General features: G+C 43.0%; 17 protein-coding genes. 13 read left to right on the top strand and 4 right to left on the bottom strand.

The genetic code is table 11. The features are described from left to right. Positions 1-77 precede the first annotated feature (77 nt). Positions 78-887, bottom strand: a complete 810-nt coding sequence (locus PV763_RS15810) for a lysophospholipid acyltransferase family protein (protein WP_420938188.1) — start codon at positions 885-887, stop codon at positions 78-80. Positions 888-1076: 189 nt separating this feature from the next. Here PV763_RS15810 and PV763_RS15815 point away from each other — a divergent pair, with 189 nt between their 5' ends. The 8 genes from PV763_RS15815 to PV763_RS15850 all read left to right on the top strand — a co-directional run bounded on the left by PV763_RS15815 (position 1077) and on the right by PV763_RS15850 (position 6012). Next, positions 1077-1208: a hypothetical protein gene (locus tag PV763_RS15815; RefSeq protein ID WP_005252768.1), complete on the top strand. Its 132-nt coding sequence runs from the start codon at positions 1077-1079 to the stop codon at positions 1206-1208. A gap of 77 nt (positions 1209-1285) precedes the next feature. Next, on the top strand, positions 1286-2626 hold the full coding sequence (gene hflX, locus PV763_RS15820; RefSeq protein WP_420938189.1) for a ribosome rescue GTPase HflX: 1341 nt from the start codon (positions 1286-1288) through the stop codon (positions 2624-2626). Between the two features lie 40 nt (positions 2627-2666). Beyond that, positions 2667-3038, top strand: a complete 372-nt coding sequence (locus tag PV763_RS15825) for a hypothetical protein (RefSeq protein WP_213687630.1) — start codon at positions 2667-2669, stop codon at positions 3036-3038. Positions 3039-3047: 9 nt separating this feature from the next. Then, entirely contained in the window at positions 3048-3722 is a 675-nt protein-coding gene (locus PV763_RS15830; RefSeq protein ID WP_420938190.1) for an LrgB family protein, read from the top strand. 86 nt (positions 3723-3808) lie between these two features. After that, positions 3809-4255: a DUF2147 domain-containing protein gene (locus PV763_RS15835; RefSeq protein WP_004732188.1), complete on the top strand. Its 447-nt coding sequence runs from the start codon at positions 3809-3811 to the stop codon at positions 4253-4255. A gap of 203 nt (positions 4256-4458) precedes the next feature. Then, on the top strand, positions 4459-4908 hold the full coding sequence (locus tag PV763_RS15840) for a DUF2147 domain-containing protein (protein ID WP_005252776.1): 450 nt from the start codon (positions 4459-4461) through the stop codon (positions 4906-4908). A 60-nt stretch (positions 4909-4968) separates the two neighbouring features. Further along, positions 4969-5418, top strand: coding sequence for a DUF2147 domain-containing protein (locus tag PV763_RS15845; protein ID WP_004645963.1), 450 nt, complete (start codon positions 4969-4971; stop codon positions 5416-5418). A gap of 147 nt (positions 5419-5565) precedes the next feature. Continuing rightward, positions 5566-6012, top strand: coding sequence for a DUF2147 domain-containing protein (locus PV763_RS15850; protein WP_420938191.1), 447 nt, complete (start codon positions 5566-5568; stop codon positions 6010-6012). A 52-nt stretch (positions 6013-6064) separates the two neighbouring features. On the opposite strand, the gene PV763_RS15855 is transcribed toward PV763_RS15850, so the two are convergent. Genes PV763_RS15855 through pdxA form a run of 3 tightly spaced genes read right to left on the bottom strand, consistent with a single transcriptional unit; the run spans position 6065 to position 8731 of the window. Next, positions 6065-6910 carry a symmetrical bis(5'-nucleosyl)-tetraphosphatase gene (locus PV763_RS15855; RefSeq protein ID WP_005169457.1) on the bottom strand — a complete coding sequence of 282 codons (846 nt, stop codon included), beginning with the start codon at positions 6908-6910 and terminating at the stop codon, positions 6065-6067. A 6-nt stretch (positions 6911-6916) separates the two neighbouring features. Then, a complete protein-coding gene (rsmA, locus tag PV763_RS15860) occupies positions 6917-7729 on the bottom strand; it encodes a 16S rRNA (adenine(1518)-N(6)/adenine(1519)-N(6))-dimethyltransferase RsmA (RefSeq protein ID WP_420938192.1) in 813 nt (270 codons plus the stop codon). A 33-nt stretch (positions 7730-7762) separates the two neighbouring features. Then, a complete protein-coding gene (pdxA, locus tag PV763_RS15865) occupies positions 7763-8731 on the bottom strand; it encodes a 4-hydroxythreonine-4-phosphate dehydrogenase PdxA (RefSeq protein ID WP_005248009.1) in 969 nt (322 codons plus the stop codon). Positions 8732-9036: 305 nt separating this feature from the next. Here pdxA and rplM point away from each other — a divergent pair, with 305 nt between their 5' ends. From rplM to PV763_RS15890, 5 genes are all read left to right on the top strand, one after another. Beyond that, complete coding sequence (gene rplM, locus PV763_RS15870) at positions 9037-9465, top strand: 50S ribosomal protein L13 (protein ID WP_004281682.1); 429 nt, start codon at positions 9037-9039, stop codon at positions 9463-9465. 13 nt (positions 9466-9478) lie between these two features. Continuing rightward, positions 9479-9865, top strand: a complete 387-nt coding sequence (gene rpsI, locus PV763_RS15875; protein WP_004281681.1) for a 30S ribosomal protein S9 — start codon at positions 9479-9481, stop codon at positions 9863-9865. Between the two features lie 331 nt (positions 9866-10196). Then, the gene (locus PV763_RS15880) at positions 10197-10850 is read left to right on the top strand and encodes a glutathione S-transferase N-terminal domain-containing protein (RefSeq protein ID WP_253113530.1); all 654 of its coding nucleotides are present in this window, start codon (positions 10197-10199) and stop codon (positions 10848-10850) included. A gap of 9 nt (positions 10851-10859) precedes the next feature. Next, the gene (locus tag PV763_RS15885) at positions 10860-11288 is read left to right on the top strand and encodes a ClpXP protease specificity-enhancing factor (RefSeq protein ID WP_005248014.1); all 429 of its coding nucleotides are present in this window, start codon (positions 10860-10862) and stop codon (positions 11286-11288) included. Positions 11289-11306: 18 nt separating this feature from the next. After that, complete coding sequence (locus PV763_RS15890; protein ID WP_004281678.1) at positions 11307-11954, top strand: hypothetical protein; 648 nt, start codon at positions 11307-11309, stop codon at positions 11952-11954. Positions 11955-12263 lie beyond the last annotated feature (309 nt).

Consider the following 12263-nt stretch of genomic DNA (forward strand, 5'->3'; position numbering starts at 1 on the left):
AAAAAAAATGAGCGTATTGGCATACACTCATTTTTACTACATTTTTCTAATGTCTGCTTAACTGACTGGCATTACTCTTATTGAGGCTTTTTTAATACCCGTGACTGAAGTTCAACCAGGCCAGTCTGCATTTTTTCCTGGACCACACGCGTGAGGCTTTCAACCGTATGCCCTTCAGTGGCAATTGCAGGTAAAGCCACTAAATGTGCAATGACTTGCGGCATTTCCAGTACTTTTTTGACATGGGCGGCAAAACTGATGTTATTGACAAACGGCGCAACCATATCCAGGTCGCCCTGCTGATTCACATAACAAATCAGACAGATTTGTACAGGACGCTGCGCTTCAATCGCGGCACCTAAAATCCGGCCATGCACTTTTTTGATGGCTCGCCCATCAGAAGTCGTCGCTTCAGGAAAGAACAGCACCGGAATATTCTGTTTGAGAAAACCGGTAATTTGTTCACGGATCCTGACTGAATCTCCTGAACCACGTTTAATAAATAAAGTACCCCCACCCTTGGCCAATTTGCCTAGAATCGGCCAGTTCTCGATTTCTGCTTTTGCCAGAAAAAATACCCGCGCTCCTGAACCCAGAACGGCAATATCGAGCCAAGATACATGGTTACTGACCCATAAGGCGGGTTCACGCGGAATCTCGCCATGCACCTGCACTTCGATATTGAATACTTTGCATAACTGGCGGCAAAAATGTTGCACATAGCGGGTATTGGTCGGGTTGTTCGGATTTTTATATAAGCCATGACGAAAAACCAAGTAAAACCCTTCACTAATGGTAGCCAATGAAGCTGTGATTTTCCGGCTATACAGGAAAAACTTGGCCAAGCCTTCGATATCTGGAGTCTGGTTTTGTATAGTTGAGTTCATAAAAACGTCATTAAATCCTAAGCGAGATACAGGGAATATCCACGAATTAAACTCATTCTATACTGTTCATTCGCAACTTGCATTGATAATAAAAATCGACCAATAGCATCTATATCTTCAATTTTAATTGGATTAAAAAATCATTCAAAATAAAACTATCGAAATATTAGATTGAAAAGGATCGTAGCTATGCCAGATCAAACCCAGCCCGCGAACGACACACCTCCGCCTTTACAAGTGCTCAAATATATTTTGGGCGGCACCTGCATCTATGCCGTGCTACTGGTAACACTTGCACAACTGTTTATCAGCGCACTTTAAACCAAAGCCGCGCTAATTCAGTATCTGCTCAGCCCTTTTTCAACTACACTAAAGTTTTCAAGTGGAGATTGGCCTGAGTGGAATATTTACAACAACATCGAGGGAAAGAGCGCGTCATTCTGGTGAGTGTCAGCGTACAAATGCTGGATGACCTTGATGCTGAAGAGTTTCGTTTGCTGGCCCAGTCTGCAGATACTGAAATTCTCGAACATATTTATGCTCAGCGGGTGAAACCCGATGCCAAATTTTTTATCGGCTCCGGCAAGGCAGAAGAAATCGCTGAACGTGTTGAAGAGCTGGAGGCCAATCTGGTCATTTTTGACCATGCCCTGACCCCGGCCCAAGCCCGTAATCTGGAACAGGTGATTAAATGCCGCGTGGTCGATCGTACTGAACTGATTCTGGATATTTTTGCCCAGCGTGCCCGTACCTATGAAGGCAAGTTGCAAGTCGAACTGGCACAGCTACAACATTTATCTTCGCGTTTAATTCGTAGTCGTGGCAATCTCGACAGCCAGAAAGGCGGGATCGGTTTACGTGGTCCGGGTGAAACCCTGCTGGAAACTGACCGCCGTTTGCTGCGTATCCGTATGGGACAGCTCAAGGCACGTATTGATAAAGTCCGTCAGACCCGGATGCAAGGCCGTGTTGCCCGTCAAAAAGCGGCTGTGCCAACAGTATCTTTAGTCGGCTATACCAATGCCGGCAAGTCGACCCTGTTTAATTTACTCGCCAACAGCGATGTTTATGCAGCCGATCAGCTGTTTGCAACCTTGGACCCTACTTTACGGCGTCTGGAATGGGATGGTATCGGCAATCTGGTACTGGCAGATACAGTGGGTTTTGTCCGTAATCTTTCCCACTCTCTGGTCGAATCCTTTAAGGCAACCTTGGAAGAAACCCTAGAAGCGACTTTGTTGCTGCATGTCATCGATTCAAGTAGTCCAGAAATGCTGGAACAGATTGAAGCGGTTGAAAAAGTCCTGAAAGAAATTGGTGCCGATGTTCCGATCCTGCAGGTTTACAATAAAATTGACTGTAGCGGTGACGAGGCCAAAATTATTTATCGACGTCCGGGTGAGCCAGAACGTGTCTATGTTTCAGCATATAGTGGCGAAGGAATTGACCTGCTGCGTAAAGCAGTACATAAGTCCTTGATGGGGCAACTACAGTCTTTCGATTTAATCTTGAAACCCGCTTATGGCAAGCTGCGCAACCAGCTCTATGGTCTGAATGTGATCCAGTCAGAACATTATGATGATGAAGGCCAGTTGCATCTGCATATTCGAATTGCACCACAAAAACTGGAACAATTGATTAAACAGGCGCATTTACCTTTAGATGAAATTCTAGGCAAACAGGCGCAGCAATTTCAGCGTCCACTGGAAGCGTTTGAAATCCAGTCAAAGATCGAGTAAAACTTGATAAGTAAACTTATTAATATTAATGATCATAGCAATGAACTGGATAAAACGAATAGATTGGCCAGCATGGATCGGCACCCTGTTACTTATTATTGTCTTTCGGGAAGCTTCGGTCTGGTTAATGACCCAACTGAATCATCCTGAATTAGGCAATCTGGTCGGGTTATTGAGCCTTTTAATTGCGCTGTTTACCTGGCGCTACTTCGGCAAACTCCCCGCCCGCCTCGTAGATACCAATAACAAACTGATGAAAGAAAGTGCCTTTGCTTTCCTGCCGGTCAGTGCAGGTGCACTGATGATGCTGGCTCATATGGGCCAGAAAATCCCCGCCTTCTTGTTCATCATGTTTTTCAGCACCCTGATTCCTTTATGGATTTACGCCAAAATGGCCAAGCGCTGGTTATAGGAGTTCCGCATGTTATCTATTCTGTATGGCTTTACGGTTACCCTTATCGCCTATCTGATTGCCAAACCCTGTAACCGATTCATTCCGCAAATTCCCGTCATCGTGTTCAGCATGTTCTTTATACTGGCAATTCTATTTGTGCTCGGCATTCCCTATGAAAATTATATGGATGAAGTTAATCCACTCTTCAACCATTTACTTGGCTATGTGACTGTTGCCTTGGCCATTCCGTTGGCCGCAATGCGCTATGACGATTTGCCACTGAAAGCCATTATCGGCATTCTGGTTTTTGCCAGCATCAGTGCTGTGGCCTTACCGATGGGACTGGCTTATCTGCTGCATATGTCCTCTGCAGACATTATGGCGTTTGCTACCCGTGCCGTGACTACTCCAATTGCGATTAATATTGCCACCCTGCTGGATGCACCCATCAGCATGGTCATTCTGATCGTGATTCTTTCTGGTGTGATTGGTGCAGCTTTTTCTCCATTTATTCTGAGACATATCAATGATGAACGTGCCTCCGGATTGGCTTTAGGACTGGCTGCACATGCCATTGGTACAGCTCAGGCCTGGCAGCGCGGCAGTGTTGCAGGTCGTTATGCTGCTTTTGGCATGGCGGTAAATGCGGTCTTCACCGCGATCTGGTTGCCAACTTTTATACTTTATTTGCAAAAAATGTGACTAGTGAATCAAATTAATCATTTGTTTTATGTGGTAATCGTTCTTACTATAGAGTAAGAACTCTAATCCAACCTAGGAACAGATAAATGAATAAGGTTCAATTTTTTTCAACTTTACTTTTAGCCTCTTTCAGCCATTTGGCCTTTGCCTCTGACCTTTCAGGGACATGGAGAAATATTGACGACAAAACTGGTTCGCCTAAAGCATTCCTCGAAATTCGTGAGACGGCTTCCGGCGTCTATGCTGCCAAGATCACAAAAATTACCCCGCGTCCTGGATATACACCGAAAGAAAACTGTGTGTCCTGTCCTGCACCTTATACCAATAAACCTATTCTTGGTCTGGATGTACTCACTGGCTTAAAGCACGTCGGCAATAACAGTTTTGCTCAAGGCAAGCTGCTTGATCCATTATCAGGGAATCTTTATAACACCAAGGCAAAATTAAGTGCCAATGGCAAACGTCTTATTCTACGTGGTTATATCGGGGTATCAGCGCTTGGCCGTAGTCAAACCTGGATTAAGCAGGATTAATTCCTGCTTAATTAAAAAAATGTGATGGAGTTATGCTTTAGTAGATAGAAACTTGCATTTTAATGCATTAGGTTGTATGAATATTAAACATATGCTTTTTTCATGCAATATAGATTATGAAAGTGTATTAACGTAGTTTGCATCAGCATTCACCACATGGAATTAGGTGAATGTTTATAAAAAAATAAGGATAAGGATATCGCATGTATAAAATCGCACTTTTAACTGTTTTTTCAGCTTCTTTATTCACTAGCTCTCTGGCCTTTGCACAGGAGTTATCTGGTCTCTGGCAACAGATTGATGATAAAACCGGCTCACCTAAAGCATTGATTGAAATGAAAACGCAGGCTGATGGCTCGTATACCGGAACGATTACTAAAGTCACACCTCGCCCAGGTTATACACCACGGGAAAAATGTGTCAAATGTCCACCACCTTATACCGATAAACCGATTTTGGGGTTAGACGTCATTAAAGGACTGAAACCCACCAACAAAAATAACTATGCACATGGCCGGGTACTCGATCCACTCACTGGCAAAATTTATGATTTAAAAGGGCGGATTTCTGCCAATGGGAAACGACTGACTTTACGTGGATATATCGGGATCTCTGCGATTGGTCGCACACAAACCTGGATTCGCCAGGATTAATAAAAACAGCACTTTTGTGTTGGGGATATTTTATTCATCTATAAAAAAGGGATAAATATAATGAAACAAACTAAATTAGGATTAATGTTCATCGCTGCACTGATGACTGGAACTGCTTATGCACAGGATCTGACTGGCATCTGGCAGCAAATTGATGATAAAACCGGCTCACCAAAAGCGATTATTGAAATTCGTCAAAATGATAATGGGACTTTTGCCGGAAAAATTATCAAAGTGACTCCACGTCCAGGCTATACTCCACAAAAGACCTGCAATAAATGTCCCGCGCCTTATACCAATCAGCCGATCATGGGCATGGATGTATTGACTGGTTTAAAACATGTGGAAGGCACCAACAATTATGAAAAAGGTAAAGTGATTGATCCATTGGCAGGTAAAGTTTATGACGCTCGAGTGCGTCTAAATGCCAATGGTAAACGTTTAACCTTGCGTGGTTATGTGGGTGTGTCCGCTTTAGGCCGTAGCCAGACCTGGATTCGCCAAGATTAATACCTAATTCTCATTATTCAAAAAAGCTGCCAAATTGGCAGCTTTTTTTAGTGTATCAACTCTATAGTATTCAGATAAGTGTTGACTATTTTAGTAAGATTTCTAACATGAGCGGGCGATGATAAAAATTCTTTGGAATGACTCTCTATGTTTAAAAAAATATTACTTGCCGCGCTTACAGCAGGATGTATGACCAATCTTTGGGCAGACGATATTACCGGAACCTGGCAACAAATTGATGATAAAACGGGGGCGGCTAAAGCGATTATCGTCATTAGCAAAGAAGCAAATAATACCTATTCAGGCAAAATTGTAAAAATCACGCCTCGTCCAGACTATAATCCACGTGAAAAATGCAATAACTGCCCTGCACCTTATACCAATCAGCCTATTTTAGGCATGACCATTTTAAAAGGCCTAAAACTGGTTGAAGGCACCAAGAATTATGACAAAGGTAAAGTGATTGATCCTTTGGCAGGTAAAATTTATGACGCAAAAATGCGTTTAAACAACACTGGCAAACGTTTAACCCTGCGCGCCAGTGTAGGTGTTTCAGTACTTGGTCGTAACCAGACCTGGATACGTGCAGACTAATAGATAGTTTAAAAAAGCCACGTGATCACGTGGCTTTTTTTATTGGATTTACTTAGATCACCGGATTATCAACCGCGAACATCTGCTGATCTTCCAGACGGAATGCCATGAGTTGATTGCCCCAGACACAGCCACCATCGACATTTTGAATTCGGTCCGAAATAGTTTTACCATTTAAGGCAGCCCAGTGACCAAACAGAATCTGATGGCTTTGCGCTGCTAATGACTCAAATTCAAACCAGGGTTTAAAGCCTTCCGGCATTGGATCATCTAGCGCATCTTTAAAGCTGTATTCCAGACGCCCCTCTGCATCAGTGAGACGCATCCGGGTCAAATAATTCACGATACAGCGAATACGCTCATGGCCCTTTAGCTGGTCTGACCACAGTGCGGGTTCTTTCCCAAACATCTCTTTCAAAAAATCATCCAGCACATCGAAGTCATCATTAGAAATGATGGCTTCAACTTCTTGTGCCAATTGAGCAGTTTTTTCTGCATTCCAGATATTCGGAATCCCTGCATGGGTCAGAATAGTCTGCTCATTTGGAAATAGACACAGCGGCTGTTTACGCAGCCAGTCAATCAGGTCATCGCTGTCGATGGCATCAATCACATCACGAACATTGTCTTTTTCTTTAATCGGCTTGATGCCGCGGGCATAGGCCAATAAAGTCAAATCATGATTACCCAAGACTGTTGCAGCCGATCCCTGTTCGGCCAGCTTCTTGATAAACCGCAGTGCAGCAATTGAGTTTTCACCTCGTGCCACCAAGTCTCCAGCAAACCAGATAAAGTCCTGATCTGCATCGAAGCGGATTTCTTTGAGCAGAGCTTTCAAGGCCTCAAAACAGCCTTGCACATCGCCAATTACATAATTATATCGAACAGTGCGGTTCATCGTTATTTAAGCCACCATTTGATCTGAAAGTGCAACAAACTGTTCAAGGGTCAGAGTTTCTGGACGTGCCATCGGGTCAACACCCGCTTTTTCAAAACCATCTTCAACCAGCATGCCTTTTAAGCTATTGCGCAAGGTTTTACGACGCTGGGTAAAGACATGAGATACCAGACGTGCCAGCGCTTTTTCATTCTTCGCCACAATCGGTTTAACTTTATAAGGCTCCAAACGGAACACTGCTGAGGTCACTTTTGGTGGTGGATTAAAAGATCCAGGTGGCACTTCGAACAAGAAAGTCGGTTTACAGAAATATTGAATCATCACCGACAGACGGCCATACTCCTTGGTATTGGGTGATGCGGTAATGCGATCCACGACTTCTTTTTGCAGCATGAAATGCATGTCTTGCACTTTGTCACCAAATTCCAAAAGATGGAATAATAGTGGCGTAGAAATATTATAAGGCAAGTTACCGACCACACGTAATGGACGATCTTCCTGGAACAACTGAGAATAATCGTATCTCAAGGCATCGGCTTCAATAATGGTTAAACGTTCCGGATGCGGCACACGACCCGGCAGGCCAGCAGCCAGATCACGATCCAGCTCAAGTACGGTTAAGGCATCACATTCACCAATTAAAGGTGAAGTCAAAGCGGCCAGACCCGGGCCAATTTCCAGAATGTTCTGACCTGGACGCGGATTGACTGAGCGTACAATTTTGGCAATGACACGCTGGTCATGTAAAAAGTTTTGACCAAATCTTTTTCGAGCCTGATGCCCTTCATCTTTTGGGTTTAAGGCATTAATTTGATACATAAAAACATTTCCAACGTGAGTGATGAACAATAATCAGTGGCGCGCCAGATCGAGGGCTAAATCGACAGCAACGTGCAGGCTGGAACTTTTCGCAAGTCCCGTCCCCGCAAGGGAGAGTGCTGTGCCATGATCAACAGAAGTTCGAATAAACGGTAAGCCGAGGGTAATATTAATGGCTTCACCAAAGCCCTGTGATTTTAACACAGGTAAGCCCTGATCGTGATACATCGCCAGAACAGCATCAGCATCTTTTAGGTTTTCTGGAGTAAATAAAGTATCAGCAGGTAGGCTTAAACTCATGTTGATACCTTGGGCACGATAGCTTTCGAGTACCGGATTGATCACTTCAATTTCTTCCATCCCCAAATAACCGCCCTCCCCGGCATGCGGATTTAAACCGCAAACCAGTATATTCGGCTGTTCAATCTTGAATTTGGATTTCAGGTCGTGAATCAGAATATCAATCACCTGATGCAAGCGTTCAGGCGTAATCGCATCTGCCACGGCACGAAGCGGAAGATGGGTAGTGGCCAAGGCCACGCGTAAAGTTTTGGTGGCCAACATCATGACCACACGCGGGACACCAGCAAATTCCTGGTAATACTCGGTATGGCCACTAAAAGAAATGCCTGCTTCATTAATTACAGATTTTTGTACAGGCGCAGTCGCGACGCCGACACTTTTTCCTGACATGGCATAGTCTGCGGATCGACGCAGTTGCTCCAGTACATAAGCCGCATTGTTCGGATTCAGCTCACCCAATACGACGTCTTGCTGCACGGGAACATGCTCTACAAATAGCTGACCGATGCCTGAAGATGACTCCTGTCCTTGATATTCAATCAGCTCAACCGATAATTTGAGTATCTGAGCACGTTGCTCGAGCATATGAATATCCGCCAATACCACAATTGGGCGCTCATCAACACGATCTGCAAGACTCAGGCAAATATCAGGACCAATTCCGGCAGGTTCCCCACTGGTGACATATAAAGGCAGCATCATCTTCTCAATTTGGCAAAGCTGAGAAATATTATAACCCGATCATGCCTACGCTGTAGTAATCATTGCAAAGAGTACTTATAAATCAATATTTTGATACCATTGAAACTATGGTTACAAATATAGTTGCAGTTTTTGTAGCATATAAAGGCTTAGGTCTTTCTTTCACCAGGGAGATTAGATAAAATACAGCGCTTGAAATTTTAATTTTCATTTGTGATTCTTCACGTATTCGTTTAGAATCGCGTCTCCTTTAGTTTGGACAGATTCCATAGTCCAAACCAACTATAATAGGTAGTGGTTTAATGAAAACTCTCAGCGCTAAGCCAGCTGAAGTTCAACACGACTGGTACGTTGTTGATGCTTCTGGCAAAACTTTAGGTCGCCTTGCGACTGAAATCGCTCGTCGTTTACGCGGTAAGCATAAAACTTCTTATACTCCTCACGTTGACACTGGCGACTACATCGTTGTTATCAATGCTGAAGAAATCACTGTGACTGGTAAAAAGTCACAAGATAAGAAATACTATCGCCACACTGGTTTCCCTGGTGGTATCCGTGAGACTAACTTTGAAAAGTTAATCGCTCACAAACCAGAAGCAGTTCTAGAAAAAGCTGTTAAAGGTATGTTACCTAAAGGTCCTCTTGGTTATGCAATGATCAAGAAAATGAAAGTGTATGCAGGTACTGAGCATCCACACGCTGCTCAACAGCCACAAGTTTTGGACATCTAAGGGATAACAGCACATGGCTACTAATTATGGTACAGGTCGCCGTAAGACCGCAACTGCACGTGTTTTCCTATCAGCTGGTACTGGTAAACTCGTAATTAACAACCGTACTCTTGAACAGTATTTCGGTCGTGAAACTGCTCGTATGGTTGTTAACCAACCACTTGAGCTTCTTGAAGCGACTGACAAATATGACCTTTACATCACTGTTGCTGGTGGTGGTATTGGTGGTCAAGCAGGCGCTATCCGTCACGGTATTACTCGTGCATTGATCGCTTCTGACGAAACTTTAAAACCTGCTCTTCGTCAAGCTGGTTTCGTTACTCGTGATGCTCGTGAAGTTGAACGTAAGAAACTTGGTTTACGTAAAGCTCGTAAACGTCCTCAGTTCTCTAAACGTTAATTCGTTTACCGAATCGGACAAAAAACCCTGGATTTTCCAGGGTTTTTTTATGGCGGTTAGTGGGTCATTTAGAACTTTTTTCTTGTTATTGTTCATGTACATCCTTACCCCATACCCCTTCATGACACCAGAATGACTTCATCAAATAATAATTTGCGATCCCAATACAGATAAACAGCAAAATGACAGGAAGCTTGATCAGCATCTTATTTTCCTCCAGTTGTTTTTCTTATAATCTACCTCGGCTCAAGCCGATTGATCTTTGATGCTTGGTGCTTTTTAGGTTGAATTTTAGTATCCTAGTCTATTCATTAGAAGCTCATCAGGATTTATGTCAGTCGAAAGCGCGCCTCTTCAAGGAATCACTCTCTATAGTCATGCCGATGACTTTCGTTCCCATTGGATTCGCTATGTGCTTACCGAAAAACAGATTAAATATAACCTGATTTTGGTGGATGCCGATGATGAGGATCTGGCCAGTCTCAATCCTTATAATCAATTGCCGATGCTGATCGAAAATGAACTTAAATTATTTAATACTTCAATTATCTCAGAATATGTAGATGATCGTTATCGCCAGAATAAACTGTATGCCGATGCCCCAATACCACGCGCAGAGCAACGACAATACATCTGGCGCTTTGAAAATGACTGGTTAAAGCTGGCTGATCTCATGTTATGCCATCCTGATACGCTGGATAAGAAAGCCAGAACTCAGGCACAAAAGCAGTTACAGGATATTCTGATTTCACTGATGCCACTATTCCAGCATTTTCCCTATTTTATGTCTGAACAATTTAGTATCCTGGATTGTATGCTGGCACCAATTTTTATCCGTCTGAAACAGATGGGCGTAGAATTACCACAGCAGCAATGCCGTCCGTTTTATTTATATTGCCAACGAATTTTCAGTCGTCCTGCCTTTGTAAAATCCATGACATTACAGGAAAAGAACCGTTATTCAGCGCAACTCAAGCACCCGTAGAGAAACCTCATGTCCGAACAAGAATTCAACCTTAGCCCTACCCGTCCCTATATGGCACGTGCAATCTATGAGTGGGTTTGTGATAACAATATGACGCCTTACCTGCTGGTGGATGCCACACGTCCAAATACCATGGTTCCTGAGCAGTTTATTAAAGACGGACAGATTGTCCTGAATATTGTGCCACATGCCGTACATGCGCTGCATATGAGCAATGATGCCATTAGCTTCTCGGCTCGCTTTGGTGGCGTTTCTCGTGATATTTATGTGCCTATGGCAGCAGTACTCGGCATTTATGCACGTGAAAATAGTCAAGGTTTATTCTTTGATCCAGGTGAATATGAGCATACACAAAATGATGAAGATGCTTTAAAATCAAGCACTGAAGAACAAACTGAACAACCAAAGAAAAAACCGACTTTAAGACTATTAGATTAAAAATAATGGAGCAAGTGAATGGCTTTTGATTTAGTACAATATTTTGTTGAACAGATAGAGACTCAAAAGCCTGAGCTTCTAAAAGAATATACAAAAGAAGAAAGACGAAAATATATATCAGAAATCAATGCCTTAACTTTAGGAAAACTTATTACTGAATGGCGTCATAACCCACAAAAAATTTATAATGAAATCAATCATCCTGATGAATTATATATCCTGGAAATCGTGCGTCATCTCGCTACCAGTCCGGAAAATCAATCTACTCTGGATCGAGCCCAGCTTGAGCACAGCACTTCAGAAATTTTTCATTTACAGCTTATTGAATTAAAACAACTGCATGATACCGGCAACCATAATATCCATAGCATTCAGGAATTACTGACCGGGCAAATTGAACATTTATCTGGTCAAGCAGATGATTGGGTTTGGACAACAAACAAGCTAACAGAACTCAAAGGCTCTAAACCAATTGTGCAAGAAGAGCTATCATTGGAAGCATCAATGAAGGAGTTTAATCAAATGGTAAGCCAGAATCAGCAGCATCAAGATGTCGAAGAAGTCATTGTTATCAATACCCCAACATGGGCAAAGATTGTTGAACCCATCGTGGCGATTGTCATTCTTTGGGTATTAATCGCAGCCGTAATGCGCGTGTTTGGCTAAAATAGTCTGCAATAAAAAACCAGCGATTCGCTGGTTTTTTATGTGCCAAAATTTACAAGATCAGCTTATAAACTCTTTTAGAGCCAGCCTTACAGAGATCCTACTAGGTCAAACAAATTGACAGAAATCATCTGCCTCAGAAGAATCTGATCAGCTTTGAGATAGATATGTTAAATATCTTATCTAAATTCCCGGGCCTAAAAAAATCCCCCTCTGCTAATGCGGAGGGGGATTTTGGAATAATGAGCTGGCGATGACTTACTCTCACATGGGTAACCCCACACTACCATCAGCGCTAAGAGGTTTCAC

The organism is Acinetobacter sp. AS5 (genome assembly GCF_048957595.1).
Classification (GTDB): domain Bacteria; phylum Pseudomonadota; class Gammaproteobacteria; order Pseudomonadales; family Moraxellaceae; genus Acinetobacter.

Bases quoted from the DNA above. Each gene is read 5' to 3' on its own strand.
- PV763_RS15885 (WP_005248014.1), top strand. From the start codon at position 10,860: ATGTCCGAACAAGAATTCAACCTTAGCCCTACCCGTCCCTATATGGCA.
- rpsI (WP_004281681.1), top strand. From the start codon at position 9,479: ATGGCTACTAATTATGGTACAGGTCGCCGTAAGACCGCAACTGCACGT.
- rsmA (WP_420938192.1), bottom strand. From the start codon at position 7,729: ATGTATCAAATTAATGCCTTAAACCCAAAAGATGAAGGGCATCAGGCT.
- PV763_RS15835 (WP_004732188.1), top strand. From the start codon at position 3,809: ATGAATAAGGTTCAATTTTTTTCAACTTTACTTTTAGCCTCTTTCAGC.
- PV763_RS15855 (WP_005169457.1), bottom strand. From the start codon at position 6,910: ATGAACCGCACTGTTCGATATAATTATGTAATTGGCGATGTGCAAGGC.
- PV763_RS15810 (WP_420938188.1), bottom strand. From the start codon at position 887: ATGAACTCAACTATACAAAACCAGACTCCAGATATCGAAGGCTTGGCC.
- PV763_RS15880 (WP_253113530.1), top strand. From the start codon at position 10,197: ATGTCAGTCGAAAGCGCGCCTCTTCAAGGAATCACTCTCTATAGTCAT.
- PV763_RS15850 (WP_420938191.1), top strand. From the start codon at position 5,566: ATGTTTAAAAAAATATTACTTGCCGCGCTTACAGCAGGATGTATGACC.
- rplM (WP_004281682.1), top strand. From the start codon at position 9,037: ATGAAAACTCTCAGCGCTAAGCCAGCTGAAGTTCAACACGACTGGTAC.
- PV763_RS15825 (WP_213687630.1), top strand. From the start codon at position 2,667: ATGAACTGGATAAAACGAATAGATTGGCCAGCATGGATCGGCACCCTG.
- pdxA (WP_005248009.1), bottom strand. From the start codon at position 8,731: ATGCTGCCTTTATATGTCACCAGTGGGGAACCTGCCGGAATTGGTCCT.
- PV763_RS15840 (WP_005252776.1), top strand. From the start codon at position 4,459: ATGTATAAAATCGCACTTTTAACTGTTTTTTCAGCTTCTTTATTCACT.
- PV763_RS15890 (WP_004281678.1), top strand. From the start codon at position 11,307: ATGGCTTTTGATTTAGTACAATATTTTGTTGAACAGATAGAGACTCAA.
- PV763_RS15830 (WP_420938190.1), top strand. From the start codon at position 3,048: ATGTTATCTATTCTGTATGGCTTTACGGTTACCCTTATCGCCTATCTG.
- PV763_RS15815 (WP_005252768.1), top strand. From the start codon at position 1,077: ATGCCAGATCAAACCCAGCCCGCGAACGACACACCTCCGCCTTTACAA.
- PV763_RS15845 (WP_004645963.1), top strand. From the start codon at position 4,969: ATGAAACAAACTAAATTAGGATTAATGTTCATCGCTGCACTGATGACT.